Consider the following 26,267-nt stretch of genomic DNA (forward strand, 5'->3'; position numbering starts at 1 on the left):
ACGAAGACTCAACGAACTGCCGACTCCAATAACCCACAAGAAGGCAAGCGCTATGTCCGGCCAAGGTAAATTCAAGAAGCAGCTGTCGCTGACTGACCTCACGTTCATCGGCCTCGGGGCCATCTTCGGCTCCGGTTGGTTGTTCGCCGCCAGCCACGTCTCAACCATCGCCGGCCCGGCCGGGATTTTCTCCTGGCTGCTGGGCGGCTTCGCGGTGCTGCTGCTGGGCATTGTCTATTGCGAATTGGGCGCCGCCCTGCCGCGCGCCGGTGGCGTGGTGCGCTATCCGGTGTTTTCCCATGGCCCACTACTCGGTTACCTGATGGGCTTTATCACCCTGATCGCCTTTTCCAGCCTGGTGGCCATCGAAGTGGTCGCCGCCCGCCAATACGCCGCGGCCTGGTTTCCCAGCCTGACCCAAGCCGGCTCCAGCAACCCTACCGTGATTGGCTGGCTGCTGCAGTTCGGTTTGCTGTGTTTGTTCTTCTTGCTCAACTACTACAGCGTCAAGACCTTCGCCAAAGCCAACAACTTCATCAGCCTGTTCAAGTTCATCGTGCCGCTGCTGGTGATCGGCGTCTTGTTCACCTTCTTCAAACCCGAAAATCTCACGGTCCAGGGCTTCGCTCCTTATGGCCTGTCCGGTATTGAAATGGCCGTGTCGGCCGGCGGGATCATCTTCGCCTACCTGGGCCTGACACCGATCATTTCCGTGGCCAGCGAAGTGCGCAATCCGCAACGCACCATCCCCATCGCCCTGATCCTTTCAGTACTGCTCTCGACCCTGATTTACGTGCTGCTGCAAGTGGCCTTTCTCGGCAGCATCCCCACCGAAATGCTCGCCAATGGCTGGAGCGGTATCGCCAAGGAATTCTCACTGCCTTACCGCGACATCGCCCTGACGCTGGGCATCGGCTGGCTAGCCTACATGGTGGTGGCTGATGCAGTGATCTCACCCAGCGGTTGCGGCAACATCTACATGAACGCCACGCCGCGCGTGGTCTATGGCTGGGCGCGTACCGGGACATTCTTCAAGATTTTCACCCGCATTGATGAAAAGTCCGGTATTCCGCGCCCAGGCCTGTGGCTGACCTTTGCCCTCTCGGTGTTCTGGACCCTGCCCTTTCCCTCGTGGGAAGCACTGATCAACGTAGTCTCTGCCGCCCTGGTGCTGAGCTATGCCATCGCCCCGATCACCGTCGCCGCCCTGCGCCGTAACGCCCCGGAGCTGCAGCGGCCGTTTCGGGTCAAAGGCTTCGCTGTGCTCGGCCCGGTGTCGTTCATCATCGCCGCGCTGATCGTCTACTGGTCGGGTTGGAACACGGTTTCGTGGCTGCTCGGTCTGCAGATCCTGATGTTCGTCGTATACCTGCTGTGCAAGCACTTGGTCCCCACTGACCACCTGAGCATCGCCCAGCAGGTGCGCAGCTCGGCCTGGCTGATCGGTTTCTACGCCGCCACCATCATCCTTTCGGGCCTGGGCAGTTTCGGTGGCCTGGGCGTGCTCAGCCACCCGTTCGATACCCTGGCCGTGGCTGCCAGTGCCCTGATCATTTACTACTGGGGGGCACGTACCGGTGTGCCGGCGCACCTGGTACGCCTGGACGGTGATGAGGAAAGCAGCGAAGCCCAACCCGTTCACGGCCGCCCTGTTGGCCAGCCACAACCCAACTAAGTGAGGACTGCATGCCCATTCTCGGTGAACTGCTGATCGGCCACTCGGCCCGCCCAGGCCAAAACGGCACCTTCCAGGCCATCGACGCCGCCAGCGCCCAAGCGCTGGCACCGGCGTTCGGCGGTGCCAGCCTCGACGACCTCGATCAAGCCTGTGCCTTGGCCGCACAGGCCTTCGATGGTTATCGCGCCACCTCTCCAGCACAACGTGCCGCGTTTCTTGAGGCCATCGCCGCCAACCTCCTCGCCTTGGGTGACGAGCTGATCCAGCGCTGCATGAGCGAGACCGGCCTGCCCCGCGCCCGTCTTGAAGGTGAGCGTGGGCGCACTGTCGGCCAGCTCGGCCTGTTCGCGCAAGTGCTGCGCGAAGGCAGCTACCTGGACTGTCGCATCGACCCGGCACAAGCGCTGCGCCAACCGCTACCGAAAGTCGACCTGCGCCTGCGCAACATTGCGTTAGGCCCGGTGGCAGTGTTCGGTGCCAGCAACTTTCCCCTGGCCTTCTCGGTGGCCGGTGGCGACAGCGCTTCGGCCCTGGCAGCTGGCTGCCCGGTAATCGTCAAAGCCCACTCGGCACACCCCGGCACCTCGGAACTGGTGGGCCGCGCCGTACAACAAGCGGTACGCGACTGCGACTTGCCCGAAGGCGTGTTCAGCCTGCTGTTCGACAGCGGTCGCTCAATTGGCCAGACGCTGGTTGCCGACCCGCGCATCAAGGCCGTCGGCTTTACTGGCTCACGCAGCGCTGGCGTGGCGTTGATGCAGATCGCCGCCAACCGCCCTGAACCAATCCCGGTGTACGCAGAAATGAGCGCCATCAACCCGGTGATCTTGCTGCCTGCTGCCCTGGCCGAGCGCAGCAGCAACATTGCTGATAGCTTCATCGCCTCGCTGACCCTCGGCGCCGGACAGTTCTGCACCAACCCTGGCCTGATCCTGGCCATCGACAGCCCGGCCCTGCGCCAGTTCGAACTTGCTGCCAGCGTGCGCCTGCAAGCGGCACCGGCGCAAACCATGCTCACCCCCGGTATCTGCCAAAGTTACCGCGCAGGCGTTGCCGCCTTGCGTGAGCGCGGCGATGTCCAGCCACTGGCCGAGGGTCCGAGCGGCAGCGAACCACAAGCCCGCGCCGCCCTGTTTGTCACCAGCGCGCAAACCGTGCTGGCTCAACCGGCGCTACGCGAAGAAGTCTTCGGTGCCTGCTCACTGATCGTGCGCTGCCAAGACCTGCCGCAGTTGCAACAGGTCATCCACGCCCTCGAAGGTCAGCTCACCATCGCCCTGCACCTGAACGCCGCCGACCACCCGCAGGCCACGCACCTGCTGCCGCTGTTGGAGCGCAAGGCCGGGCGAATCCTGGTCAACGGCTTTGGGACCGGCGTGGAGGTTGGCCACGCTATGGTCCACGGCGGCCCTTTCCCTGCTACTTCAGACAGCCGCACAACCTCGGTCGGGAGCCTGGCGATCCAGCGCTTCTTGCGCCCGGTCAGCTACCAGGACTTGCCGGACGCGCTGTTGCCACCTGAGCTGCAACAGGCCAACCCCCTCAACCTGCCCCGTCGTCTGAATGGAGAACTGCGCTCGTGAGCGATACCGTCCAGTTAAGCCTTGAACACGTCCATGACCTTGCTGTACGTGCATTGACCCACAATGGCATGGGCGATGCCCACGCCCAGGCCATCGCCAGGGTGATCACCCAGGGCCAGCGCGACGAATGCCACTCTCACGGCCTGTACCGGGTGCTGGTATGCGTACGCTCGCTGCGCAGTGGCAAGGTTGACCCCGCCGCACTGCCAACCCTGCGTGAGCTCAGCCCGGCTATCGTCAGTGTCGATGCTCACCACGCCTACTCATTGCTGGCCTTCCAAACCGGTCTGCCGATGCTGGTGGAAAAGGCTCGCACCTTCGGTCTGGCCGCCCTGGTCATCCGCAACTGCTTCCATTTTTCTGCCCTGTGGCCAGAAGTCGAAGCCATCGCCGCCCATGGCCTGGCAGGCCTGGCCATGACGCCGAGCCACAGCTGGGTGGCGCCAGCCGGTGGCAAGCGCGGCGTGTTCGGCACCAACCCGCTGGCGTTCGCCTGGCCTCGGCCGGTGGGCGAGCCATTCGTGTTTGATTTTGCCACCAGCGCCATTGCCCGTGGCGACATCGAACTGCATGCACGCCAAGGCAAAACCATTCCCCTGGGCTGGGCGGTGGATGCCGAGGGGCAGCCAACCACTGATGCACGCGCGGCACTGGAGGGCGCAATGCTGACCTTTGGTGGGCACAAGGGTTCGGCATTGTCGGCGATGATTGAACTGCTGGCAGCGGCGTTGATTGGCGACATGACCAGCGCCGAGTCGATGGCGTTTGATCAAGGGGCTGGCGCCACGCCGTGTCATGGCGAGTTGCTGCTGGCATTTGATCCCAAGGTATTTCTTGGCGACGACATTGAGGCCGGACTACAACGCGCCGAGGGCATGTTCCGCGCCATCACCGAGCAAGGTGCGCGGCTGCCGTCACAGCGGCGCTTTACCGCACGCAGGCGCTCGATTACGCACGGTGTAGAGGTAGATCGGCAGGTTTATGAGGATGTCAGGCGGCTGCTGGACGGTGATCGTCTGTAGCCGTTGCCGCCAGGTTGTCGCTTTTTTCGTTGATGCGCCGCTTTTGCGTTTCTGTGCGACAGTTCGCACACATGGGGCTCCTCTAACGTTTGCATGTGGTGTTAGCTTGAAGAAATGCCAGCCTCAGCAGCGGCACCTCCTACTCACTCTCTGCAAAGGAATGCCTCCAGTAATGGACTTCTCACTCAAGCACCTGGCCACCACCACCCTGATGCTGGCCAGCCTTACGGCGTTCACCACCCCAGCGCACGCCAATATCACCCCGCAACAGAGCGCGGCGATCCTCAAGTCTTTCAACGACGCGTCGGTGAAGGACTTCAGGCAGTTCCTCAGTACCCTGGCCAAGAGCGACCTGGGCAAAGTCGACAACCTCGACCAAACCATCAAGGCCTTCCTCGCCGACCAGTCACTGTCCGCTGAACAGCAAAACGAAATCCACCGCCTGCTCGGCCTCTACGCGCGAGTGAAGTACGCCAGTGCAGCCACCGAAACCCTGCGCGAGCTGGTGGCGATCCCCACCGTTCGCGTCGACGGCGTTGAGCAACACAACAACCCCGAGTTCATCAAGATAGCCGACAAGATCAAAGGCCTGGCCCAGGCCTTCAACCTGAACTTCCGCAACATCGACAACCGCGTCTATGAAATCTCCCTCGAAGGCCGCGGCGATGAAGTGGTCGGCATCCATGCCCATGCCGATGTGGTGCCGGTGACCCCGGAAAACTGGGTACTGCAAGACGGCACCAAGCTCGACCCGTTCAACGTCACGCTGATCGGCGACCGCATGTACGGCCGCGGCACCGAGGATGACAAAAATGGCATCGTCGTCGCGCTGTACGCGATGAAGGTGATCAAGGAAGAGCAGCTGCCACTGGCCAGAAACTTCAAGCTGCTGGTAGACACCACCGAGGAAACCAGCGGCGACGCCATCCCCTACTACTTCGAACGCAACCCGACGCCCAACTACAACCTGGCGCTCGATGGCAGCTACCCGGTGGTAATTGCCGAAAAAGGCTACGGTACAATCATGGCCAGCTTTCCTCGACGCAGTGCCGAGGGCAATGGCGCCGAAATCACCTCGATGACCGGTGGCCTGGCCACCAACCAGATTCCATCGACTTCGGTCGCCACCTTGGTCAGCGACAAACCTGCAGCACTTGCCACCAGCTTGCAGCAGGCCGGTGCCGACTATGCCAAGGGCAATGGCGGCAACTTCGGCGTCACCGCGAAAGTCGTCGACAACAACGTGCAACTGACCGTCACCGGTGTGTCGGCGCACTCCTCCGAGCCCGAATCCGGGGTCAACCCGGTGGCGCGGATGCTCGACTTCATCAACAGCCTCGACGGCAAGGTGGCGCTCAAGCACAACGCGATTACCGATGCTGCCCGCTACGCGGCCGACAACTGGGGGCTGGATTACCTGGGGGGTAAACTGGGAATTGGTTTTGCCGATGACTTCATGGGGCCACTGACCACCTCGCTGACCTATGTCGGCATGGATGACAAAGCCTTCAAGCTCGCAGTCAACCTGCGCGTGCCCGTTGGCAAGTCGCCTGACCTGCTCAAGCGTGAAATCAGCGAAAAACTCGACGCCTGGAGCAAGCAGTCGAAGGTAACAGTAGCCTTCGACACCTCGATCGCTGAACCGATGTTGCGCAACCCCGAAGGCGAATGGGTCAAGGCGCTGCTCGCCGTGGCCAGTGAAAACCTCGGTATGGAACACACGTTCGGCACGTCCGCTGGTGCCACTTCGGTGCACGAATTGCCTAATGGCGTGCAGTTCGGTCTGGCCATGCCCGACGTCAAGTACACCGGCCACAACGACAACGAGTTCAAGACCGTTGAACAATTCATGCTTGACCTGCAGATCGTGACCGAGATGATGGGGCGCATTGGACAGTTGCCGAAGCTTTAACGGTATTCATCTCTCCAAGGGCACACGCTTGGCGCTAAAGCAGCCTGACCGACCGGGAGTATCAGTCGGTCAGGCTGTATTTTTTACCTGAAACGCCTTGTCAGTATTACCAAGGGAAGGCGGTAACAATGAAAGTGTCGCCTGAGTGTTTTATCTCCATCACCAGACGAACCCACTGGGTATCCGACCCATTTCTCCCCGTCCCGCATTGCACCTGCGTATCGACGTCATAGGTACTGCGTTTGTTGGCATCTTGCGCAAGGGTTACGGTACCGATGCTCTTTGCCTCCTGGCGAAATAAGTCATAGGCACTATTTACCCGCGTTTTGATCTGCTCTTCATTGTCATACCATTTTGATTTGCGCTGCCATCCATTGGCCATGGCTGAATCGCACCCCTCAAGACCGTGCACCGTCAAGATGTGATCCCATGAAACCCCGGTGAGTTTTAAATCATCACCATGAAATTCAATTGGCATAAGTAGTTCCTCGCTCTTGATTTCAACTATCAAAATGACAGGCAGAACTTAACAGGTAAAAGTAACACTCTGTTCAGTGCCACCAGGCGCGCCATAACGCAGCGCGATCTGGCGATCACCATTGCGTTCCACGAACGCCAGATTACCGGGGTCAATCGTAATATCAGCTGGCGAATCTTTTCGATACATGGCCATGGGTTCAGACGTGCCCACACCCATTGAATCGAACGTAGTGGTTAACGTTACTGCCTCGCCAACATTCAAGCTCGCCACCGGCTTCTTTTTTAGAAATAACGTTACGCGCAAGTTAATTGCACCTGGCGGGTTGGCGGTTGGAATACTGTTCAAATTAACGACCATGGTAGTATCTCCTACGTTGAAGGGTGAGCATGGGTAAAGGAGTCAAGCCGTTCCCGCCTCAACATCAACAGCGCGCGTGCTGCCCGGCCAGACGCCGTACAACTGCACATGCCGCACGCCACCGATCCACTGCCCCCGTGGGCTCTTCCACTGCAACGTATGCTTCTCTGTGGTCATCACGCCGCGAAACCCGCACTCCAGAACAACATTGCTGGCGTCCAGAGGAATATCGCTGAAGGTAACGGTCAACCCGCCCGACGCGGTGCCTTCGGCATGTTTGCGCCCGCCCGCGGTGTCGTAGACCAATTTTGCGTCAACGATGTAGGTGCCGCCGTTAGCGTTACTGATGATCAACTGAAAGGCGCTGATGTGAGTGATCCAACGCGGCAACAACAGCCGCCCATCGAAAGACGCGAAGGTGTACGCCAGTGGCGCCGAACCTTGTGCCAGCACTCCTGACTCGCTTGGCCACAAGTGCTTGTCGACGCTTTTACTGGAGCTTGCCGAGGTAAAGGAGCCTTTGCCTTTCGCTTCACCGACCATCTTCTGTACCGCCGAAGCATTGCCTTTCAAGGTGAACGAGTTATCGCTGGCCATCGAGCCGACATTCAAGCCGCTGCGCGCATACAGCACACTGGTGATAATGCCAAAGCCTTGCGCGATGCCGTTTCCCGAGCCCATGCCGGATTGGCCGGCACGCTGGACCAGCCAATCCAGTTGCTTGGCCAGCACGGCATCCGGATTGTTCAGAATCGACTCTGAGTCCAGCGCACACTTGGACACCATTGACCCCTCTCGGCCAAATTTCCAGGCAATCTCCAGACCTGCTTTAGCAGTAACGCCGGTATCCGGATCAGTGACTTCAGCTCCCAGGTCAACTTCGGTCTCGGTGCGAGACACTTCGCTGGACATCGTGTCCCAATCTGAACTGACTGCGGTTTTTTTAAAGTCGCCAGGCTGTAATCCCGGCAAGGTATCGGCAATGAGTTTGAAGGTGCCTGTCAGCGGGTCCAGAATGCCGACCGCCCCTGGAGCAACTTCACTGCTCAGCGTCCAGTTGCCCCAGAGGGTTGGGTTAGACTTCCTGATAATTTGAGTAAACTGCCCATTCCAGTTGATCATGTTTATTCGCCTTAAGTGTTGCGCATTGAAAGATCCTTTTTACGGATGCGACCGTACGACTTGAAAAAGCCGCATAACGCCAAACAAGGATGTTTAGTCTGGCGTTGCCATCATCCTGTGCGTCCGTCGTCAGAACTTAAATAACGCCGATGGCGTAGTGCCTTAATGCAAAACGCTATGCGTTATCGCCGCCAACGGCATGCCACATGAGCGATGCCATTGTGTGAACATCCATAGACTTCATTGCGCGCTCACGATGTTTGCGCACCGTTGCAGGGCTGATACTTAGGCATTTGGCAATTTCTTTACTGGTCAATCCTTTAGCCAGGTACATCACCACTTGCCGCTCACGCCCGCTGAGCCGGGAAAGTGCCAACTGATCCTGTGTCTTACCCTGCCATTGCAGTGTGCCGATGGCGAATGCAACTAACTGCGCAGTGCTGTGCAGACCACACTTGCCAAGGATGTTGCAGCGATGTTTACGCACGGTGAGAGAGGCAATACCCAGCGAATCGGCGATTTCCCGGCAGGACCTGCCCCTGGCAACCCAGCTGAGCACCTCGCGTTCCCTGATCGTCAGCCCGGCAGCAGCACAGGCCTGTTCACGCTCAACATTGAGCGGCACAGCACCAGCACGGCCTGGTGCGTTGTTTAGTTGCAGCCTCCAGGATCGGCAGTAGTTGTAAACCAGGCTTTTGCTACCGGGAAAACCGATGACCTGCAGGCACTCGAAGTAAGTGGCAACACTACAACGTTGACGCTCGCCGCAATCGATACCGGCATTGAGCCAGAGCAGCAGATGCTCCTTGTAGCGATCAAGCAGTCCCGCAGCCATTGCGCGTTGCGGGTAGCGTGGCTGCCCCCCTTCCGGGGCCGACAGCCAACGTTTGGCAGTGTTTCTGGAGATACACAGGCGGCGCGCGGCTTCACGCACCGAGACACCTTCATGGTGCACCAGATATCGGAGTTTTCGCAGAATCTGCGCGCTGATCACCTCCGCACGTCCCTGTTGAGTTTCTCAGCAGGATAGGCAGCGAACGTGGCTCAGTTTTGGATTGGAAAATGTGCGCTTTTTTACCGGGTGTTACGCAGTAACCTGGCGACGCATGGTCAGGATGGCCGCACCGAAACAAATGAACGTCGAGCCCACCAGCCGACTGACCCAAACCGAGAACTTCGGCCGCGTCAGCATGCCCTTGGCTCGGGAGGCCAGTGCGGCGTACAGGCTCAATGAAGCCAACGATAAGGCCATGAATATCGACGTGAGGATCAGAAACTGCGGTAACAGTGCTGCGCTCTGGTCAATGAACTGTGGGAACAGCGCAGTGAAGAACATCGTCGCTTTGGGGTTGGTGGCCGCGGTCAGCATGGCCGACTTGTACAGTTTCAGCCGTGATGGTTTGCGCGCGTGTTGATCCGTTTGAACAGCATCGGCGAGCATCGGGCTCTTTTTCAATAATTGCTTGGCACCCAAATAGAACAGGTAACCCGCACCCATGATCTTCACCGCGTTGAACATCCATTCAGAGCTGGCGAGCAAGGCGCCCAGCCCCAGCATGGCGGCTGCCGACAAACAAAACAGGCCGCAGGCATTGCCCAGCGAAGACCACAGCGCATAACGCGGCCCATAGGCGAGGCTGTTGTTGATCGCCATCAAGGTAGCAGGACCAGGGCTGGCAATGGCTATCGCCGCCACCAGGGTAAAAGCGAGAAGCGCGTGAAAATCCATTTTTCCGGTTCATCAGTCAAAGGCAGGGTTTTGCATGGTACAGGACAACTGTGAGCTAATCGCCATCCCGACAGCTTGTTGATTGGATCCATCCAGCAGAAGCGATAAACTTGCCCGCGCTACGCAGAGCCCCTCTCTGCCGTGTACGTGTTCATACCTTCCAGGAGCTCCAGCGACATGAAAGTCTCGTTTCGTCCTCATTGGCTACTCGCCCTCGCCCTGCCTCTCGTCCTTGCCGCCTGCGGCAATGACGAACCTGAACAACGCGCCGCGTTCAGCCAGTTCCTGCAAACCCGCATCATCGACAAGCCCGGTGTCCGCGTGCCCAAGCTGACGCCGGATGAGTCGAAGGCATTTGGCGAATACACCGCTCATTACGCAGTGATCACCGATTTCAATGGCGAAATGGACGCTACGGTGAAACCCCTGGGCAGCCTGGTACAAAAAGGTTCGATGCGTTCATTGAATGATGTCATTTCACGCCGTGACGATATCCAGGCGATTCAGACTGGCCTGAACGACATGGCTGCGCAACTCAAGCAGCAACAGGCAAAAGCCGATAGCGCCCACGCCCAGCTCAAGCAACCGGAAGACTTGAAGGTGGTGTACGACAAAGCCTTCGAGAAAACCGTCAGCGTCCCGGCCAACACCTTTCTGCAAGTGCTGCCGCAAATCAACGGCACCCTCGACAGCAGCCTGAAAGTGGCTGATTACGTCAATGCCCACAAAGCACAGATCGAAATCAATGGCCCGGTGGTCAAGGTCCAGGACCCTAAAGTGCAGGCAGAGTTGAACACCTTGCTGCAGGACCTGAACGCCCAGGCGCAAACCGTGCAACAGGCTCAGGTGCGTATGCAGGCGGTAATGCTCGGCCGCTAAACGCCGCTTGGAATTGAGTACTTATCAGCGCGGGCCTACCGCCGGTGCTGAACATGAAAGGCCCGTCGTTGGCGGGCCTTGATTGCAATAGACGTTTACCGTGCAAGCGGCCGTGAGCACGTCGAGTTGCGCGGCTAACTCAAGACGAACAGATCCCCTTCCACCTGCGCATCGCCGTGTTTTCGCCCCTGTGCCGCGGAGTCATAGAGGATCAATAGAACCTCCCCGGACGGCTCCCCCGACTCAAACAGACACATCCCCTCAGCGTGATCATCACCTTGGCCGAAAGGCACCTCCACTACCGGCTCCAGTTGATCGGCAAAGACCACACTTTCCTCGTCGCACGTTAAGCCACCGCGCCAGCGGAACACCGTTACCGGCCCGTCCTGGTTCATGGTCGGGCCCGCGAGGATCAGCACATCGTCGCCGCTGATGCACAGGTCGCGTACCCCCAGACCGTTTAACGCGAAGAAATGCTTGCGGTAGCGGCGCCCCTGCGGGCCGATCTTCTTCAGCACCAGCGTGTCAGTAGAGCCATCGGACAGCTCGGGCTCGATCTCCAACAGTACAGCCCAACCACGCAGCACAGGGCCACGCAGCCCCAGCAAGAGGCGCGAGCCGATAACCACCAAACCTTCGATATCAAAACCGTTGTCTTTACCGGGGATGCGCAGGAAGTCGCTTAGCTGATCGTCTTCAGCCACCTGCGCGGTCAGCTCGTTACCGATCTTGTTGCCCTGCAACTGCGCCGCCGTGCGTCCATCGGCGTCCACTTCCCTGACCAGGGCATAACCGTCAGGCTGCTGTACCACAGGGATGCGAGCGAGCAAGAAGCGATTGCCGTCCGCCTCCACCGTCGATAGACGCTTGATATTCTTCTGCGCGGACTTGTCGGCCTCAGCCTTCTTGCGCTTGAGGCTATGCGAGCCCACCACCCAGAGGTAACCGCTGTCATACGCCAAGCCTTCGATATCGATCTCGGCGCCCGACTTGGGTATGGGCAAGTTCAGAAACGCCTGGAGCTGAAATGACCGATGCTCATCGCACACCACCACCTTTCCAGCTGCAGCGTCCTGAATCTTCAGACGCTCAAGGCTCGTGGTTTCATCATTGGCCACCCACAGTGTGTCGCCAATTTGCTGAGCAACCGAAAGACCCTTACGTAATGACGCCAGTGTCGGATCAAAGCGCAATACCACTGCATTGCAGCGCGTGTTCATCACGAATGTCCTCAGGAGCTGCCCGGCGGCGGAGACGCTGTTGTCGAGGCTAGTGGCTGGCCGATGACAATCAAGGTCATGTGCTAGTGCGTTTTCTCACTGCAGATAGAACGATGGGGAATAACCTGTGGGCCTGGACGTGTTTCAATGGGCGCGTTCTACTCCAGGGAATGCCACCCATTCATTAAGGACGATGTATGCCGCTAATCACCGAACGCGTAGCGCTGGCTCGCAACGGAGAAAACGACAAGTTCATTTGCCGCATGGCATCAGGTTGGGCGGTCATGGGTGACGTGCAATTTCTGCCGGGTTACTGCCTGTTGCTGCCTGACCCGGTCGTTGCGAGCCTGAACGATCTGGATGCGCAAGCCAGAACCACTTATCTGCTCGACATGGCCCGAATTGGCGACGCCGTTCTGCAGGCCACCGGCGCCGTGCGCATGAACTATGAGATTTTGGGCAATTCAGAACCCGAGCTGCATTGCCACATTTTCCCGCGCTACGCCACAGAGCCGGAACACCATCGCAAGATGCCCGCCTGGTTCTATGACTGGAAAACCGCGATCCCTTATGCAGAGGAAACACACGGGGAATTGCGTAAGAACATCGCTCAGTTGTTGACTGGCCCCTTGTAGCCGCTGCCGCCAGGCTGCGATCGGGCGTGAAACGGCCGTAACACCAGACACCGCGATACGCCAGGACCAACGAGGTGCCCGCGTTGCGACTGCCCTGCAGTCGATCGCAGCCTCGTGCCTCGGTAGCGGCTACAGCAGGTCATGCCGCGTGCTCAACGGCCATGCCTGCATGCGCCTGATAAAAGGCTTCGAACGCCTCAGCAGGCAACGCTTTGGCGAATAACCAGCCTTGACCGAAGTGCACCCCTTGCCCACGTAGGTAATCCAGCTGGGCCTGGGTTTCGATGCCCTCCGCAACCATTTTCAAGTGCAGGCTCTTGGCCATTTCGATGATATGACTAATCACTGAGCCTGCTGTTGCGTCCGCGCTGATGCTATCAACGAACGACTTGTCGATCTTGAGAATATCCAACGGCAATTGCTGCAAGTGCTGCAGGCTGGAGAAGCCGGTGCCGAAGTCATCGATGGCGGCCAGATGGCCTAGGGCCCGCGCGCGGTCGACGGTTGCACAGGCGGCATCAATCTGCATAAAACCACGCTCTGTCGCCTCCAGCCAGATCTGGTTCGGGAGCACACCGCAGCGATGCAGGGCCACCTCCAGCGCGGGCAGAAAGCGGCCACTGCTCACGTCCTCGGCCGCCAGGTTGATGGCCACGTGCAGGCTGCGCTCCTTTGCCAGCAGCGGGCCGAGGTCATGCAGTACGCTGTCGATCAACTGGTCGGTGATCGGCAAAATCAAGCCACTTTGCTCAGCCAGTGGAATGAACAGATCAGGCCGCACCAGACTGCCGTCACGGCGACGCCAGCGCAGTAGCGCTTCGGCCCCCATACAGCGGCCATCACTCAGGTTGATGATCGGCTGGTAATGCACGATGAACTCGCGATTGCCCACCGCCCTGCCCAGTTCGGCCAACGGCGACAAGCGCTGGCGCGTACGCTTGATGAGCATCACTGCCAGAGCGCCGGCGAGTAGCCCGCCAAAGGGCAACAACAGCATCTCCTTGCGCACTAGACCTTGCAGCAGTTCCTGTCGCGACAGTGCGGCAATGGCCACCCAATCGCCGTGGTGTACCACGGTATAGAGATAACCCTCCTCGAGCCCCTTGGCCGACCCCGAATGCACACGGCTCAAAAACCGCTCCACCCCCGGACGCGAAGCGCTGACCAGATGGCCTGTGGCAGTGCCCACTGCCAGTTGCAGATCGTCTTCAACCATCACCTGGAGGAACTGCTCGGGGTCCACCAAGACATTGAACGCCGCGTATTGCAGCGCCATCATCGGTTTGGCCGAGACGACGTTCGGCTGCACGCCGAGCGACACGCGTACGCCGTCGGCGGTGGTGAAACCCTCCTGCCAGGGTGACACTGAGTGCCCTACCGCCCCCCACGAATCGCAGGCGTAGATTTCTTCTTCGACATAGCCAACCGACTTCACTGAGAAGGTGTTGATGGTCAACAAACGCATCGCGTCGATGCCTTCTGGTGTGCAGGGCGCGAGGTTGGAGTCGGCGATGCTTTTAAGTGCTCCGGCAGCTTCGTGGAAGGTGCCACTGGCACGGCTGGAAGCAACCGCGGCCAGGGTATCCAGTCGTTGCTGGGCAGCTTGCAGGTTCAACACCCAGGCCAGGTATCCCATCAGTAGCACCGGCAGCAGGACACACGGAAGCCCTAGGAGGATGCTTTCCCAGACAATACGTTTTCGATTCATGTTGCCGCCTTGGCCGTTGGCCTGTGCCCAGCCATTACAGCCTAAGACGGTGCCTGGCGATGCACGTTGCTACAGATCAACAGCGCTACTGATTGGCCAGAACGCCTACCGTCCCTGGCTTTACGGTATCGGCGCAGCGGGAACGTTTTAACCTGCCTGCTATGCTCCATTCACCTTTTATTGATACCAATCAGAACGCTGAACCGCCAGATCCTGATAATACGTTGTCCAAATTTTAAGGCAGGCGCTGATGACCTCCCAGCTCTATACCGTTCATGGCCTTGTGAGCTTTACCCTGGCTATCCTCTTGCTGTTCCTTGGTAAAACCCTGGTTCAGCACAACGCCTTGCTGCGTCAATACTGTATTCCCGAATCGGTGGTTGGCGGCTTCGTTTGTGCGGCGGTAACGTCCGTTCTGTACTTCGGCCTGAACATTCAGCTCGAATTCGACCTGCAAGTGCGCGACACCTTGCTGCTGTATTTTTTTGCCGGCATCGGTTTGAAATCAGACATGCGCCAACTGCTCAAGGGCGGACGCCCGCTGCTGATCCTGCTAGTGCTCGCCAGTGCCTTTATCGTCCTGCAAAACCTGCTCGGCATGGGCATGGCCGAGGCCTTTGGCCACGACCCCAAAGCCGGCTTGATGGTCGGTTCCATTTCCCTAACCGGCGGGGTGGGCACCACCCTGGCCTGGGCACCGCTGTTCGTCGAAAAGCTGGGGATCAGTAACGCCCATGAGCTGGGTATCGCCAGTAACACTGTCGGCCTGATTGCCGCTTGCGTGATCGGCGGCCCTATCGCCAACCAGTTGATACGTCGCTATCAGTTGACGCCCTCCAGGGATGCGTCACTGGAAATCGGCATTCTCGAGCACCAACGCAACAAGGCCGTGGACTACTACGACGTGCTCTGGGCGTGGATGTGGCTCAACCTGACCTTGATGCTTGGCTATGGCCTCAACCTGCTGTTGGTCGATGCCGGCGTCACACTGCCTAAGTTCGTCAGTTGTCTGTTCGCCGGTATCGTCATTCATCACATCGTTCTGGCCGTGATTGGTGACAAGCGCCTGAAAAGCTGGAGCGGTGCCAGCATGGGCCTGGCGCTGATCTCTGACATCTGCCTGGGCATGTTTTTGACCATGGCCCTGATGGGCCTGCAGCTATGGCAACTCAGCGGCGCACTGCTGTTCATTCTGTGCACCCTGACCCTGCAAGTGCTGCTGACGATTGTTTACACCTACTTTGTGGTGTTCCGCTGCATGGGCCGCAATTACGAAGCCAGCGTGATCGCGTCCGGGTTTGGTGGGATTACCCTGGGCTCCACGGCAACAGCCATCGTCAACATGACCACAGTCACGCAAAAGTACGGTGCAGCCCATCAGGCATTCCTGATCGTGCCGCTGGTGTGTGGTTTTTTCATTGACCTGGTCAATGCGATCATCATTGGCATGTTTAGTGGCATCTAGTGAGTGGCATCCAGCCTGATGACCACCCATCAGGCAGATCCCGCGCCGGGAGCAGACCACTAGACTTCATAGGGGGGACGACATCAACGCACCTCACATCAGGAGATCTGTGATGAACAGAACATCTTGGCTGGCGTTGGTAGTGGCGGTTGGGACGATTTCAGGGTGCGCAAGCACAACCGAAATCGTCGATGTCCCCCTCAATGCTACCCCGCAAAACGCAGGACATATCGCTCGAGCCTCCCTCAGCCCGGTGGGCAACCAAACCAGTATCTACCTCACCCTCACCGGCATGCCCAGCCACATGGCGGTCCCTAGCCGCCTTGACACGGCTATCTATGCGGGCTCCTGTCAGCACTTGAGTGCAGCCCCTGCGTACCAGACCGACAAAGCCGACAATCTCAATTATCTCTCAATGGCCCCACGTACGCGCTATTGGGCCCAGGCCCCGGTGGCACTCAATGACTTGACCAAGGGTGAGTATGCCTTGCTCGTGCGCACCAGCGCGGCAGACGGCAGCCGTCCAATGTTCTGCGGAAAAATCAACGCAGGCTAAGGGTAAACCACCCCAGTCTTTGGGTATCGTAGCCGGCGCGATGAGCTGCCACACTCGATCGCACCGGCTCGATACCAGGGCCCGCTGGAACTGATATCATTCGAGAATTTAAACGCCGAGTAGATAATGAACCGTCAGAAAAAAATAAAGCAGTTATTGAAGGCTCACGCGAAAAAGGCCAGCGCCAAGTTGGCACCGAAAAACAAGCCCAAATACATAAGTAAAGCTGATCGGTTGAAACTGGCGGCTGAGTCCAGTCTCGACGCGACCATTGCCGCTGAGTGAGACCGTCGTTGTTTTAAATAGCAGCGCCTTAGAACTTTTCTCTGTTTATTGGTCTATGTGGATAGGCATATCTGCTGGGTAAGCGCGAACTCGCCAGTTTCCCAGAACCAGATCGCCACACGTCCGATTGTCAATCAGAGGTTGTCTTCGCTCATGAAATTCCATGATCCACGGATGGTGCTCTTTGGCCTGTTCGCGTTCGCGGCATTGGGCTCGGCATCAGCAACACAGATGAAGGTCGCACCCCCGACCTTAGCAACTGAAGCCCCGACCGTTGAGGCTCCGGGCCAGGCTGCCAGCAACCCTTGGCCGACCTTGGCCAGTATCGCTGACAGGCAACCAGAGCCGCTGCTCGCCCATGACGACCGATACTCGCATGACGGCCGATGGCATGATCATCGAGACGATTGGCGTAGAAACGATTGGCGTCGGGAGAACTGGCGCAGGGATCAATGGCGTAGAGAGCAAGCCCGCCGTGAAGCTGACCGCCGTCGTGATTGGGAGCGCCATCATGATCGGGCCATGCGCCATCGCTATGAGAACGATCACCGCTACTACCGTCGATAACGTCATTCACGGCGCGCAGGAAACCTTCGCCCCACTGCCTCATGCTGACCACAGCCGGGAAAATCTCTCGCCGTTTGCTGGCCAGCATGTGCACTTTGTATACGATCACCAACGCAGCCGGTTGACGCGGCGCATGCGTACCCAAATCCCCCCAACCAACACCACAGGCACACCAAGGCTGAGCCACGACAACAGGTCATAGAACTCATCACCGATCAGTGCTGAGAACAGACCCAGAAAGCTCAGCAGAGCCAGCAGCAGCGGCCAACGAAATATCATCCAGAGGCCGCGTCTCATGCGCTGCCCTCCGTACCCAGGCCACTGGCATTCAGGTCGGCAAGGCGCTTTTCCAATGGTACCTTGCGTCGCCCCAGCCAGAGGTACAGGCCACTGGCCAAGACGACGATGGTAATCAGGTCAAGCAGCGCCCAAATGATCTTCAATGGCAAGCCGCCATAGTCGCCAAAGTGCAGGGGTTGCGAGACCAGCAAGGTTTTCACGTACAAGGGCATCTCGCGTATGTCGGTCAGCTCGCCCGTACCTGCGTCCACCAGGGCCGGCTTGAGCAAACGCGCGGTCAGTGGCGTAGTACCGCGCATGAACACCGCGTAGTGATGCTGGCTACTGAATTGAGTGCCAGGAAAGGCGATGAAGCTCGGCTCCATGTCCGGTGCCGCGTTTCGAGCCGATTCTATCGCCTTGTGCAACGAACCGAGGTGCTCCAGCGGCGGTTGGTCTTTGTAGGGTGCGGTCATCTGCGCCAGTTGGCCAGTCTGCCACAGCCCAAGTATCGGCAACGCCAGGGTATTGATCACGCCGGTAATGCCAACCACCAACACCCAGGCCAGGGTGACGATACCGAGCACGTTATGCAGGTCCAACCATTTCAGTCGTTGACTACGCCCACTGCGCACTGTGGCGAAGTCCAGCTTGCGCATGAACGGCGTGTACACCACCACGCCGGAAACCAGCGACGCTACCAGCAGTAGCCCCATGAATCCGAGGAATAGATAACCGGGCAGACCGAGGAACAGATCGGTATGCAGGCGCAGTATCAGGTTCATGAAACCATCATCTGGCGGCTGTGGTGGGAACAGCTCGCCGGTGCGTGTATCAAACGACTGAGAGTGCCCCTCAAGTGGCGGTGGCACTAGGCTCGTCGCAGTGGTTATCACCCCTAGCGGGTTTTGCGGGTCGAAACCAACGAAGCGTACGACCTCACCTGGCCGTGCCGCCAAGGCACTGGCGATTACCTTGTCGTAGTCGATACGGGGCGCTTCGGCAGTCAGCGCACGCAACTGGGAGTGGGGTTCAAAGTAGTGCTCGATCTCTTCATGAAAGATCAGCGGCAACCCCGTCAGGCACAGCATCAACAAAAACAGGGTGGCGATCAGGCTGGTCCACTTGTGGACCTGATACCAGCTACGCAAGGCTCGAGCGGTCATGGTTGGTACTTTTCCTTATAAATCCACGCGCAGAACCTCAACGTGTGCACGTGAAGAATGACCCGCACGCCACCGGGCATGCGGGTCCAGCGCACTAATGTGCTGAGCATTCTGAACCTGGCCAGCTCGGGGTTTACCAGTTGTAACTCACTGTGCCGTAGACCGTGCGCTGCTGTCCGTACTGGCAGCCAACCGTGCTGTAGCAACCGGCCACATACTCTTCGTCGAACAGGTTAGTGGCATTCAGCGACACCTCTACGCCCTCCAGCGAGGCGGCGACCTTGCCCAGTTCATAGCTGACCAGTGCGTCGATCACGGTATAACTGTCGACGTTGAAACTGTTGGCCGAGTCGCCGAATGTACTGCCCACATAACGGGCACCCGCCCCCAGGCGCAAGCCTTCGAGCAGGCCACTCTGAACGATGTAATCACCCCACAGCGAGGCCATGTGCTCTGGCACCCGGAACGGCGTATTGCCCTTGTTACCGGTTTCCGATTGGGTGACTTCGACATCATTCCAGGTGTAACTGCCGATCAGGTTGAAACCCTGGGTGATTTCGGTCTTGGCCTCGAGCTCCACCCCCTTGGAACGAACCTCTCCTTCCTGTTTGGAGAAGCCGTTAACGTTCTCGGTGGCGTTTTGTTTGGTAAGGTCGAACCAGGCTATGGTGTAAAGGCTGTTGGAGCCTGGCGGTTCGTACTTGAGACCCACTTCGTATTGTTTGCCGATTTCCGGATCAAGTTGCGAGCCGTCGGCAGTAATGCCCATCACCGGCAGAAACGATTCGCTGTAGCTGGCATAGGGGGCCAAGCCATTGTCGAAGAGGTAAACAATCCCGGCGCGACCGCTGAACTTCTCATCTTTCTGGGTTTGCGGGGCGCGGTCGTCCTTCTGGTTACTGGCCCAATCGTAACGCCCACCCAAGAGCAGCACCCACTTGTCGACCTTCAACTGGTCCTGCAGGTAGGCACCTGTTTGCGACATCTTTTGCTCGTAGCTGCTGGCACTGAACGGAATGAGGTTCAGCGGTTGCCCATTGCTCGGGTTGAACACGTCGAAGCTTCCGAGGATGAGATTCAGCGTTTGCTCCTGATCGAACTTGCCATTGTTGTAGTCGACGCCGGTCAATAGCGTGTGTTCTACAGGGCCAGTGGCGAAGTTGGCCTGCAATTGGTTATCCATGGTGTACAGACGGCCGTCGCCCTTACGCTGATCGTTATAGCGCATGTATTGGTCGCCCACGGGTGCAAGCAGGGCAATCTCGGAACTGGCTTGGCGGTAGTCGCTATAGCGTACGTTCTGCCGCGCCGTCCAGACTTCGTCAAATTGATGCTCGAGAATGTAGCCCAGCGAGGTCTTTTCGTTGGTCATGAAATCGGAGGCGCTGTCACCCACGTAGGTATCGCGGTCCAAACGACCGCGCGGGTCTCGAAAGACGGTGCCTTCAGCCGGTAACGGGTTGGCGAAGTTTCCGGTCTGTTTCTGGTACTCCGCCAGAATGGTCAGCTCGGTATTATCGCTGGGACGGTAGCTAATGGCTGGGGCGACGTACTCACGTCGGTTGGTAATGTGGTCGGTCTGGGCATCGGCTTCTCGGAACAGGCCGGTCAGCCGGTAACTCCAGATGCCCTCCTCGTCCAGCGCATCTCCCAGATCAAAGGCGCTCTGCTGGTAATTGTGGTTGCCCATTTGCAACTGCACTTCACGTAGAGGCTCGGTCGTTGGCCGCTTGCTCACCAGATTGATCTGTCCGCCTGGGTCAGAAGCGCCGTACAGTACAGAGCTGGCACCACGCAGCACTTCAATACGTTCCAGGCCATAGGGCTCAGGGGCGTCCCAGCCGAGAAACTCGGGCAGGAAAGTACGCGTACCGTCACGCAACATGCGCCCGGTACCTTGCTGAAAACCGCGAATGGTCAACTGGTCGGTAACGAACTGAGGTCCGGCAAGTTCGGCATTGACGCCTGGCGTATAACGCAAGGCTTGTGAGATGGTTTTGGGTTGCTGGGCTTCAATCTGCTCACGGGTGACCACAGAAACCGAGTACGGCGTTTCAATCAGCGGTGTGTCGGTCTTGGTGCCGGCAGACGCGCGCTTGGCCACATAGCCGTCGTTGGGGCTTACCGAGCTGTAGGCTTGACCAACGATACTGGTGACAGGCAAGGCCATTGCCGAGTCATCACTGCTCCCCTGCAAGGTCACATGATTGCCTTCGATCTGGTAGACGATCTTGGCTCCCCCCAGCAATTGACGCAGCGCTGCCTCCGGCTCCATCTGCCCGGCAACGTCACGACTACGAATGCCGGAGACAGTGTCCTGACTGTAAATGATCTGCAGATTAGCCTGCTTAGCCAGATCGGAAAGCGCCGATGACAGCGCCTGCGAGGGAATGTTGACCTGGACCGGATCAGCCATTGCCGGCACAGCTGTCACCAGTGTGAGGCCCAGCGTGGCGGCAGTGATGCAGAGGCGCAGGCGCAGGGCGAGTCGATTCAGTGGATGGGCGATCATAGTACGTCCGGTAGCTTGAAGGTAAGGGCATGCCGGATCGACGAATGGGCGTGTGATTTGTTCAGAAAATCACAAAAAAGAATTCCAGAAGGTTTGGTTTCAGCGCTTGAACAGCAGCGTCACTTGCTCACTGTGGCGCAATTTCACCGGCAAAATCTGCGGCAACGCGTTGACCATATGGCCAAGTTCGGCGGTGTCATAGGTGCCTCCGAAGCGCAGGTCACCGACGTCGCTGTCTGCCAGCTTCAGCGGTACGTCAAGGTAGCGATTGATCAGCGGCAGCGCCTCGCGCAGGCTGATGTCATCGAGCATCAGCTTGCCATTGCGCCAAGCGGCGGCCCGCGATGGATCAGTGCGGCCCAATTGCACCATTCGATCAGGTGCAAATGCCGCTTGCATCCCGGCCGTCAGCACCGCTCCCTGATAGTTGTCATTGCTGCCATCACTGCGCGAAGCCAATACCGAACCCTGGGTGACCGTTACAGTGGTTAGCTCTTGCCCGGTCCAGATATTGAAATGAGTACCGGTGACCCTGACGCTGGCGTTGTCCGCCCGAATCACGAAAGGCTTTTCAAGATCGTGCTGCACATCGAAATAAGCCTCGCCATCACGCAGCAGCACCCGGCGCTGATCGCGAAAGCCGAGGTAGATTAACCCCGTGCGCTGATTGAGTTGCACCTGGCTTTGATCAGGCAGTAGCACCTGTCGACGCACTTCCTGTGCCATGAAATAGCGAACGCTGCCAGGCAGCATGCCCGCAAACCAACCTGTACCCCAGACTGCACCCACCGCCGCTACGATCACCGCCGCGCGGGCCATCATCGGTAACCGTTGGCGCCAAGGCGAGCGCCCTGGCTTGTCGACACCAAAGCTGTCTGGCAACTGCTCGCTGACTTGCCAGATTCGACACATTTTCGAGTATTCCGCGGCATGGGACGGATCGGCATCATGCCAGCGTCGGAAGTCAGCACGATCCGCATCCGTGCATTCGCTGAAATGCAGTCGCACACACCAGTCGGCAGCCATTTCGCTAGTAGACTTTTGCGGGCAGGGAAGATTAGTCATTAGGGCTTGTAGAAGGAAAATTTTCGCAAGCTTACTCCATGTCCCGTGGTTTTGGTTCAGTTCCAGCTCCCCTTGCAATCGCCTTGGACGTTGAATGATGGCACCTGGAGTGGGCCACCCTCGAGATTTGTTGCAAATCGTTCTTAATAAGCATAAATTCACCGCTCTCGCTGGCAGACACATAAAACAATTCAGGTGCATCATGCAGAAGCCTAGTGCGGCGGGGAGCGGCTCCCAAATGCTTGAAGTGTTCTTTGAGCGGCGCCAGCGCTTGATTGGACTCGCGGCAAGAATTACCGGATGCCGCAGCCATGCCGAAGACATTGTCCATGAAGCGTTTCTTAGAATGGGTGAGGCTGACAGCAGTGGCCCGATCAGGTCACAAGCCTCGTATCTCACGCGTGTTGTGCGCAATCTATCGATCGACCATTACCGTCGCCGCCAATTTGAAGAGCGCTGGATAGTCCAGGAAGATGACCGCAGCGAGGTGTCCGGCCCTCAGGCGGACACGCCGGAAGCACTGGTGTCGGATCAACAAGTACTGGAACGGATTTCCGGCGTCTTGTCCGATTTACCAGAACGCACGCGTTATGCATTCGAAATGTGCCGCATTCACGGCATGAAGCAAAATGAAATTGCGAAGATTCTCGGTGTTTCGCCAGCGCTGGTACACGCCATGATCAGCGAGGCCCTGCTCCACTGTCGGCAGAAAGCGCTTTAATTTTAGGGCGCTGGGCCGATCGAGGCCTGGGGCAGCGTGTTACCGGCTTTTCGCTAGGTCTGCTGACGCTTTCCTGGTTGCCCATCAGTTTTAAACCGTGCAGCGTCTATCTCCTGGCTAGCCCGACCACCAGCGCTCAGTCGTGATGCTTGTGCTTATGCTTATGCTTATGCTTGCGGTTGGATTTGTGATTGTTGTGATGGTCGTTGTCATCGGCCAGGTTATTACCGATGGCACTACCTGCGGCGCCGCCCAGGCCAGCACCAATTGCGCCACCGGTAGATCCACCTACGTTGTTGCCCAGTACCTGGCCGCCCGCCGCACCAAGGCCACCGCCTAATGCAGCTTCTGTCTTTTTGCCGTCTTTGGCAGTCATCGCGCCGCCTGCCGCCCCTCCCACTCCCGCGCCGATCGCAGCACCGCTGCTACCGCCAATGGCCTGCCCCACGACACTGCCTAAAGCGCCGCCGACGCCACCGCCAAGCGCGGTGGTGGTGGTTTCGCCAGCGATGACGCATTGTGACGCGAGAACGGTTAATGCAACTGCAAAGAGTGGTTTGCGCATTATATGAGCCTCAACGTGGAACAAGAGCACAAAAGTCTGGCGCACGCGCACCAGCAGGACAACACCCGTCTGAACGTTCAATGACCTGGCGCAATACTTGTCTGACCGGCGTAACCGCCTATCAGACTAGCGATGTATTGGCATTCGCCTATTCTCATAGTCCACCCAAACAACCATCAATCTTAGAGCTGACTTTAAACCTAACGTAATTTGGCGGCCAAGCGGCGCCGAGCTAGCGCCTTGCTGAACTGTCAATTAGATGGGCTGCACTTTGTTCAACAAAGGTCACGATGCTGATCATGGCCTTCATTTCATACAGGAGATGCGAACATGGGGTATGTCACTACGCAGGACGGTGTTGAGATCTTTTACAAAGATTGGGGCCCACGCGATGCCCAAGTGGTCTGCTTTCATCACGGCTGGCCACTGAGTGCGGACGACTGGGATGCGCAGATGCTCTTTTTCCTGGCCAACGGCTACCGGGTCATTGCCCACGACCGCCGGGGTCACGGGCGATCCAGCCAGGTCTGGGACGGGCACGACATGGATCACTATGCTGATGACGTCGCAGCCGTGGTCGACCATCTTGGCGTCCAGGGTGCAGTCCATGTGGGGCACTCCACCGGCGGCGGTGAAGTCATCCATTACATTGTTCGCCACGGCGAACACCGCGTGTCGAAGGCTGCCATCATCAGTGCCGTGCCGCCGTTGATGGTGCAGACCCCAGGCAATCCTGGCGGCTTGCCAAAATCGGTTTTCGATGACTTGCAGGCACAGCTCAAAGCCAACCGCGCGCAGTTCTACCATGACGTTCCAGCCGGACCTTTCTACGGTTATAACCGCCCGGGGGCAACACCGTCTGAGGGCATCATCCGCAACTGGTGGCGGCAAGGCATGATGGGCTGTGCAAAGGCACATTATGATGGGATCGTGGCCTTCTCCCAGACCGACTTCACCGACGATTTGAAAAGCATCACGATCCCCGTGCTGGTCATGCATGGTGATGATGATCAGATTGTGCCTTATGAAAACTCCGGGCTCTTGTCAGCCAAACTCCTGCAAAACAGCACGCTGAAAACTTACTCGGGCTACCCCCATGGAATGCCCACGACGAATGCCGATACAATCAATGCCGATTTGCTCGCGTTCATACGCGATTAAGTAATTGGGGGGCGGGGGCTGACCCTGCCCCCCCAGCGTCTAGTAACGCGCCCGCGACATACAGCAATGCGCGATGAAAAATCGGATGGCATTGGGCAAACGGCAAGTCATCGAGAGAGGCCCAAAAGAAACTGAAGGCGTGGCCATGATCGTCGAGTGTCTGGTGAACCCATTGCTCCGGCAACGAAACATGCACCTCGCAGCGTTGAAAAGACCAAACCTGATCAAGGTGCCCTGCGTGCCAACAACCCAGATCGCAGACAACCGTGGCCGAGTCGATTCCGGACTCTTCGCTCAACTCGCGCAACGCGGCTTTGTCGGGTGTTTCACCGGGCTCGATCGTCCCTTTTACCAACTGTACGCCTGCCAGTGGATGGCGGAATAACAAGATGCGTGGAATGGTCGTGCCCGAAAGAACAATGGGGCAAGCTTTGTTGGGTGACATAGCGATCTCCTTTTCGACTGATGATTCTGGGCTACGCAGCCGCAGATATGACAGACTTTTTCTTTTCGCGGACCTAGCGTAGTCCGTCACCCTTCTCTGCTTGTTACCTGAGCACGCTCTCACCGTTGACGCAAATCAACACGCCAGCCGCAGTTCGCGAGAGGATGGCGCAAAGCAAGGATGGATCGATACGAGCCAACACTTTGACCTCAAGGTAACGGCGTCGATTCATGTGCACAGCACTGCCTAAGGAGCCCCTATGACCTCGTTGAACCACGTACTGGTTGCCACTGACTTCTCCACCCCCGCCCGCAACGCGGCAGAGCGCGCCGCACAATTGAGCAAGGCGCAGCAGGCATCGCTGGATTTGCTCTACGTCGCCAATCCAGCCCCCTTCGAGCGTCTAAAGCAGGTGGTGGCACCTGATGAAGACTTGCTGAAACGTGCGCTAGAGAGTGCCAAAAAGAAAATCCACGAACTGGCAGACAACCTGTTCCAACGCTACGACATCGCCCCTGGCATTCAGGTTGCGCCTGGCTCAGTTACCACGGAAATCACCCGTGTGGTGCAGGACAAACGCACCAACCTGTTAGTGTGTGGGGCCAAGGGGCAAAGCCTGGCCCGACGTCTGCTGCTGGGCTCTACTGTGCAAAGAATGCTCAACCGCATGCTCTGCCCTTTGTTAGTGGTCAAGCACGCCCCCCGCGATGCGTACCGCACCTTGCTCGTTCCGGTTGATTTTTCGCCTTCATCGCTTCGCGCCATCGAACTGGCAAAGTCGATTGCCCCGCAGGCCGAAATCATACTTATGCACGTGTTCGAAGCGCCCTTCGAGGGGAGCATGCGCTTTGCCCACATTGACCAGGACACCCTGACTCACTACCGAAATGTCATCAAGAAAGACGCCATGGAACAACTCGCTGCATTGAGCGAAACCGCTGGGCTGGCCAATGCTCGGCAGATTGTGGTGCACGGTGACCCGGCCTGGCGGATCGTTGAGCAGGAGCAAGAGCTGGACTGCGATCTGATTGTGATCGGCAAGCAAGGTGAAAGCGCTCTGGAAGCGCTGTTGATCGGCAGCGTTACCAAGCATGTCCTCAATGAGTCGCAGTGTGATGTGCTGGTGTCACTGTAGGGATATGTCGTGTTGAGGA

General features: G+C 58.2%; 26 protein-coding genes. 13 read left to right on the forward strand and 13 right to left on the reverse strand.

Going from position 1 to position 26,267, the window contains the following annotated elements:
• Nucleotides 1-52: 52 nt before the first annotated feature.
• The 4 genes from ACQRAX_RS01670 (at nt 53) to ACQRAX_RS01685 (ending at nt 6,195) form a co-directional block, all read left to right on the forward strand.
• The gene (locus tag ACQRAX_RS01670) at nt 53-1,675 is read left to right on the forward strand and encodes an APC family permease (RefSeq protein ID WP_412037491.1); all 1,623 of its coding nucleotides are present in this window, start codon (nt 53-55) and stop codon (nt 1,673-1,675) included.
• 11 nt (nt 1,676-1,686) lie between these two features.
• Nucleotides 1,687-3,261: an aldehyde dehydrogenase (NADP(+)) gene (locus ACQRAX_RS01675; protein ID WP_412037490.1), complete on the forward strand. Its 1,575-nt coding sequence runs from the start codon at nt 1,687-1,689 to the stop codon at nt 3,259-3,261.
• Entirely contained in the window at nt 3,258-4,283 is a 1,026-nt protein-coding gene (locus tag ACQRAX_RS01680; RefSeq protein WP_412037489.1) for an Ldh family oxidoreductase, read from the forward strand. Before ACQRAX_RS01675 ends, ACQRAX_RS01680 begins: the two co-directional genes overlap by 4 nt.
• Nucleotides 4,284-4,455: 172 nt before the next feature.
• A complete protein-coding gene (locus ACQRAX_RS01685; RefSeq protein WP_412037488.1) occupies nt 4,456-6,195 on the forward strand; it encodes a dipeptidase in 1,740 nt (579 codons plus the stop codon).
• Between the two features lie 106 nt (nt 6,196-6,301).
• Here ACQRAX_RS01685 and ACQRAX_RS01690 read toward each other — a convergent pair whose 3' ends face one another.
• The 5 genes from ACQRAX_RS01690 to ACQRAX_RS01710 form a co-directional block, all read right to left on the reverse strand.
• Nucleotides 6,302-6,673 (reverse strand): hypothetical protein, encoded by a 372-nt coding sequence (locus ACQRAX_RS01690; RefSeq protein WP_412037487.1) that lies wholly within the window; start codon nt 6,671-6,673, stop codon nt 6,302-6,304.
• Nucleotides 6,674-6,721: 48 nt separating this feature from the next.
• Nucleotides 6,722-7,033, reverse strand: coding sequence for a hypothetical protein (locus tag ACQRAX_RS01695; protein WP_412037486.1), 312 nt, complete (start codon nt 7,031-7,033; stop codon nt 6,722-6,724).
• Between the two features lie 42 nt (nt 7,034-7,075).
• Complete coding sequence (locus ACQRAX_RS01700) at nt 7,076-8,155, reverse strand: hypothetical protein (protein WP_412037485.1); 1,080 nt, start codon at nt 8,153-8,155, stop codon at nt 7,076-7,078.
• 175 nt (nt 8,156-8,330) lie between these two features.
• On the reverse strand, nt 8,331-9,149 hold the full coding sequence (locus tag ACQRAX_RS01705) for a LuxR C-terminal-related transcriptional regulator (RefSeq protein ID WP_412037484.1): 819 nt from the start codon (nt 9,147-9,149) through the stop codon (nt 8,331-8,333).
• A 90-nt stretch (nt 9,150-9,239) separates the two neighbouring features.
• The gene (locus ACQRAX_RS01710) at nt 9,240-9,884 is read right to left on the reverse strand and encodes a LysE family translocator (protein WP_412037483.1); all 645 of its coding nucleotides are present in this window, start codon (nt 9,882-9,884) and stop codon (nt 9,240-9,242) included.
• Between the two features lie 177 nt (nt 9,885-10,061).
• On the opposite strand from ACQRAX_RS01710, the gene ACQRAX_RS01715 reads away from it, so the two are divergent.
• Nucleotides 10,062-10,763 (forward strand): DUF3053 domain-containing protein, encoded by a 702-nt coding sequence (locus tag ACQRAX_RS01715; RefSeq protein WP_412037482.1) that lies wholly within the window; start codon nt 10,062-10,064, stop codon nt 10,761-10,763.
• Between the two features lie 134 nt (nt 10,764-10,897).
• Here the strand turns inward: ACQRAX_RS01715 and ACQRAX_RS01720 are convergent, their stop codons facing one another.
• A complete protein-coding gene (locus ACQRAX_RS01720; RefSeq protein ID WP_412037481.1) occupies nt 10,898-11,983 on the reverse strand; it encodes a DUF3616 domain-containing protein in 1,086 nt (361 codons plus the stop codon).
• Between the two features lie 197 nt (nt 11,984-12,180).
• Between ACQRAX_RS01720 and ACQRAX_RS01725 the strand changes: the two genes are divergently transcribed.
• Complete coding sequence (locus tag ACQRAX_RS01725) at nt 12,181-12,618, forward strand: HIT family protein (RefSeq protein WP_412037480.1); 438 nt, start codon at nt 12,181-12,183, stop codon at nt 12,616-12,618.
• 139 nt (nt 12,619-12,757) lie between these two features.
• On the opposite strand, the gene ACQRAX_RS01730 is transcribed toward ACQRAX_RS01725, so the two are convergent.
• Nucleotides 12,758-14,326: an EAL domain-containing protein gene (locus tag ACQRAX_RS01730; RefSeq protein WP_412037479.1), complete on the reverse strand. Its 1,569-nt coding sequence runs from the start codon at nt 14,324-14,326 to the stop codon at nt 12,758-12,760.
• Between the two features lie 250 nt (nt 14,327-14,576).
• Here ACQRAX_RS01730 and gltS point away from each other — a divergent pair, with 250 nt between their 5' ends.
• From gltS to ACQRAX_RS01750, 4 genes are all read left to right on the forward strand, one after another.
• Nucleotides 14,577-15,791, forward strand: a complete 1,215-nt coding sequence (gltS, locus tag ACQRAX_RS01735; protein WP_412037478.1) for a sodium/glutamate symporter — start codon at nt 14,577-14,579, stop codon at nt 15,789-15,791.
• A 112-nt stretch (nt 15,792-15,903) separates the two neighbouring features.
• Entirely contained in the window at nt 15,904-16,347 is a 444-nt protein-coding gene (locus ACQRAX_RS01740; protein ID WP_412037477.1) for a hypothetical protein, read from the forward strand.
• Nucleotides 16,348-16,473: 126 nt separating this feature from the next.
• Nucleotides 16,474-16,632, forward strand: coding sequence for a DUF2986 domain-containing protein (locus ACQRAX_RS01745; RefSeq protein WP_412037476.1), 159 nt, complete (start codon nt 16,474-16,476; stop codon nt 16,630-16,632).
• Nucleotides 16,633-16,785: 153 nt separating this feature from the next.
• Complete coding sequence (locus ACQRAX_RS01750) at nt 16,786-17,199, forward strand: hypothetical protein (protein WP_412037475.1); 414 nt, start codon at nt 16,786-16,788, stop codon at nt 17,197-17,199.
• A gap of 105 nt (nt 17,200-17,304) precedes the next feature.
• Here ACQRAX_RS01750 and ACQRAX_RS01755 read toward each other — a convergent pair whose 3' ends face one another.
• From ACQRAX_RS01755 to ACQRAX_RS01770, 4 genes are all read right to left on the reverse strand, one after another.
• A complete protein-coding gene (locus ACQRAX_RS01755; protein WP_412037474.1) occupies nt 17,305-17,496 on the reverse strand; it encodes a hypothetical protein in 192 nt (63 codons plus the stop codon).
• Nucleotides 17,493-18,644: a PepSY-associated TM helix domain-containing protein gene (locus ACQRAX_RS01760; protein ID WP_412037473.1), complete on the reverse strand. Its 1,152-nt coding sequence runs from the start codon at nt 18,642-18,644 to the stop codon at nt 17,493-17,495. The genes ACQRAX_RS01755 and ACQRAX_RS01760 overlap by 4 nt, the downstream gene beginning before the upstream one ends.
• A gap of 133 nt (nt 18,645-18,777) precedes the next feature.
• Nucleotides 18,778-21,156 (reverse strand): TonB-dependent siderophore receptor, encoded by a 2,379-nt coding sequence (locus tag ACQRAX_RS01765; protein WP_412037472.1) that lies wholly within the window; start codon nt 21,154-21,156, stop codon nt 18,778-18,780.
• Nucleotides 21,157-21,255: 99 nt separating this feature from the next.
• Nucleotides 21,256-22,221 carry a FecR family protein gene (locus ACQRAX_RS01770; RefSeq protein ID WP_427867721.1) on the reverse strand — a complete coding sequence of 322 codons (966 nt, stop codon included), beginning with the start codon at nt 22,219-22,221 and terminating at the stop codon, nt 21,256-21,258.
• 238 nt (nt 22,222-22,459) lie between these two features.
• On the opposite strand from ACQRAX_RS01770, the gene ACQRAX_RS01775 reads away from it, so the two are divergent.
• Nucleotides 22,460-22,942, forward strand: a complete 483-nt coding sequence (locus ACQRAX_RS01775; protein WP_412037470.1) for a sigma-70 family RNA polymerase sigma factor — start codon at nt 22,460-22,462, stop codon at nt 22,940-22,942.
• 136 nt (nt 22,943-23,078) lie between these two features.
• On the opposite strand, the gene ACQRAX_RS01780 is transcribed toward ACQRAX_RS01775, so the two are convergent.
• Complete coding sequence (locus ACQRAX_RS01780) at nt 23,079-23,507, reverse strand: glycine zipper domain-containing protein (protein WP_412037817.1); 429 nt, start codon at nt 23,505-23,507, stop codon at nt 23,079-23,081.
• A gap of 330 nt (nt 23,508-23,837) precedes the next feature.
• On the opposite strand from ACQRAX_RS01780, the gene ACQRAX_RS01785 reads away from it, so the two are divergent.
• Nucleotides 23,838-24,668: an alpha/beta fold hydrolase gene (locus ACQRAX_RS01785; protein ID WP_412037469.1), complete on the forward strand. Its 831-nt coding sequence runs from the start codon at nt 23,838-23,840 to the stop codon at nt 24,666-24,668.
• Here the strand turns inward: ACQRAX_RS01785 and ACQRAX_RS01790 are convergent.
• Nucleotides 24,655-25,113, reverse strand: a complete 459-nt coding sequence (locus ACQRAX_RS01790) for an NUDIX hydrolase (RefSeq protein WP_412037468.1) — start codon at nt 25,111-25,113, stop codon at nt 24,655-24,657. The genes ACQRAX_RS01785 and ACQRAX_RS01790 overlap by 14 nt on opposite strands.
• 259 nt (nt 25,114-25,372) lie before the next feature.
• Between ACQRAX_RS01790 and ACQRAX_RS01795 the strand changes: the two genes are divergently transcribed.
• Nucleotides 25,373-26,248, forward strand: coding sequence for a universal stress protein (locus ACQRAX_RS01795; RefSeq protein ID WP_412037467.1), 876 nt, complete (start codon nt 25,373-25,375; stop codon nt 26,246-26,248).
• Nucleotides 26,249-26,267: the final 19 nt, after the last annotated feature.

The organism is Pseudomonas sp. UM16 (genome assembly GCF_050312595.1).
Taxonomy (GTDB): domain Bacteria; phylum Pseudomonadota; class Gammaproteobacteria; order Pseudomonadales; family Pseudomonadaceae; genus Aquipseudomonas.

Excerpts from the sequence above, each read along its gene's own strand:
- ACQRAX_RS01670 (WP_412037491.1), top strand. The coding sequence starts at position 53 with ATGTCCGGCCAAGGTAAATTCAAGAAGCAGCTGTCGCTGACTGACCTC.
- ACQRAX_RS01675 (WP_412037490.1), top strand. The coding sequence starts at position 1,687 with ATGCCCATTCTCGGTGAACTGCTGATCGGCCACTCGGCCCGCCCAGGC.
- ACQRAX_RS01685 (WP_412037488.1), top strand. The coding sequence starts at position 4,456 with ATGGACTTCTCACTCAAGCACCTGGCCACCACCACCCTGATGCTGGCC.
- ACQRAX_RS01690 (WP_412037487.1), bottom strand. The coding sequence starts at position 6,673 with ATGCCAATTGAATTTCATGGTGATGATTTAAAACTCACCGGGGTTTCA.
- ACQRAX_RS01695 (WP_412037486.1), bottom strand. The coding sequence starts at position 7,033 with ATGGTCGTTAATTTGAACAGTATTCCAACCGCCAACCCGCCAGGTGCA.
- ACQRAX_RS01700 (WP_412037485.1), bottom strand. The coding sequence starts at position 8,155 with ATGATCAACTGGAATGGGCAGTTTACTCAAATTATCAGGAAGTCTAAC.
- ACQRAX_RS01710 (WP_412037483.1), bottom strand. The coding sequence starts at position 9,884 with ATGGATTTTCACGCGCTTCTCGCTTTTACCCTGGTGGCGGCGATAGCC.
- ACQRAX_RS01715 (WP_412037482.1), top strand. The coding sequence starts at position 10,062 with ATGAAAGTCTCGTTTCGTCCTCATTGGCTACTCGCCCTCGCCCTGCCT.
- ACQRAX_RS01720 (WP_412037481.1), bottom strand. The coding sequence starts at position 11,983 with ATGAACACGCGCTGCAATGCAGTGGTATTGCGCTTTGATCCGACACTG.
- ACQRAX_RS01725 (WP_412037480.1), top strand. The coding sequence starts at position 12,181 with ATGCCGCTAATCACCGAACGCGTAGCGCTGGCTCGCAACGGAGAAAAC.
- ACQRAX_RS01730 (WP_412037479.1), bottom strand. The coding sequence starts at position 14,326 with ATGAATCGAAAACGTATTGTCTGGGAAAGCATCCTCCTAGGGCTTCCG.
- gltS (WP_412037478.1), top strand. The coding sequence starts at position 14,577 with ATGACCTCCCAGCTCTATACCGTTCATGGCCTTGTGAGCTTTACCCTG.
- ACQRAX_RS01740 (WP_412037477.1), top strand. The coding sequence starts at position 15,904 with ATGAACAGAACATCTTGGCTGGCGTTGGTAGTGGCGGTTGGGACGATT.
- ACQRAX_RS01745 (WP_412037476.1), top strand. The coding sequence starts at position 16,474 with ATGAACCGTCAGAAAAAAATAAAGCAGTTATTGAAGGCTCACGCGAAA.
- ACQRAX_RS01750 (WP_412037475.1), top strand. The coding sequence starts at position 16,786 with ATGAAATTCCATGATCCACGGATGGTGCTCTTTGGCCTGTTCGCGTTC.
- ACQRAX_RS01755 (WP_412037474.1), bottom strand. The coding sequence starts at position 17,496 with ATGAGACGCGGCCTCTGGATGATATTTCGTTGGCCGCTGCTGCTGGCT.
- ACQRAX_RS01760 (WP_412037473.1), bottom strand. The coding sequence starts at position 18,644 with ATGACCGCTCGAGCCTTGCGTAGCTGGTATCAGGTCCACAAGTGGACC.
- ACQRAX_RS01765 (WP_412037472.1), bottom strand. The coding sequence starts at position 21,156 with ATGATCGCCCATCCACTGAATCGACTCGCCCTGCGCCTGCGCCTCTGC.
- ACQRAX_RS01770 (WP_427867721.1), bottom strand. The coding sequence starts at position 22,221 with ATGACTAATCTTCCCTGCCCGCAAAAGTCTACTAGCGAAATGGCTGCC.
- ACQRAX_RS01775 (WP_412037470.1), top strand. The coding sequence starts at position 22,460 with ATGCTTGAAGTGTTCTTTGAGCGGCGCCAGCGCTTGATTGGACTCGCG.
- ACQRAX_RS01780 (WP_412037817.1), bottom strand. The coding sequence starts at position 23,507 with ATGCGCAAACCACTCTTTGCAGTTGCATTAACCGTTCTCGCGTCACAA.
- ACQRAX_RS01785 (WP_412037469.1), top strand. The coding sequence starts at position 23,838 with ATGGGGTATGTCACTACGCAGGACGGTGTTGAGATCTTTTACAAAGAT.
- ACQRAX_RS01790 (WP_412037468.1), bottom strand. The coding sequence starts at position 25,113 with ATGTCACCCAACAAAGCTTGCCCCATTGTTCTTTCGGGCACGACCATT.
- ACQRAX_RS01795 (WP_412037467.1), top strand. The coding sequence starts at position 25,373 with ATGACCTCGTTGAACCACGTACTGGTTGCCACTGACTTCTCCACCCCC.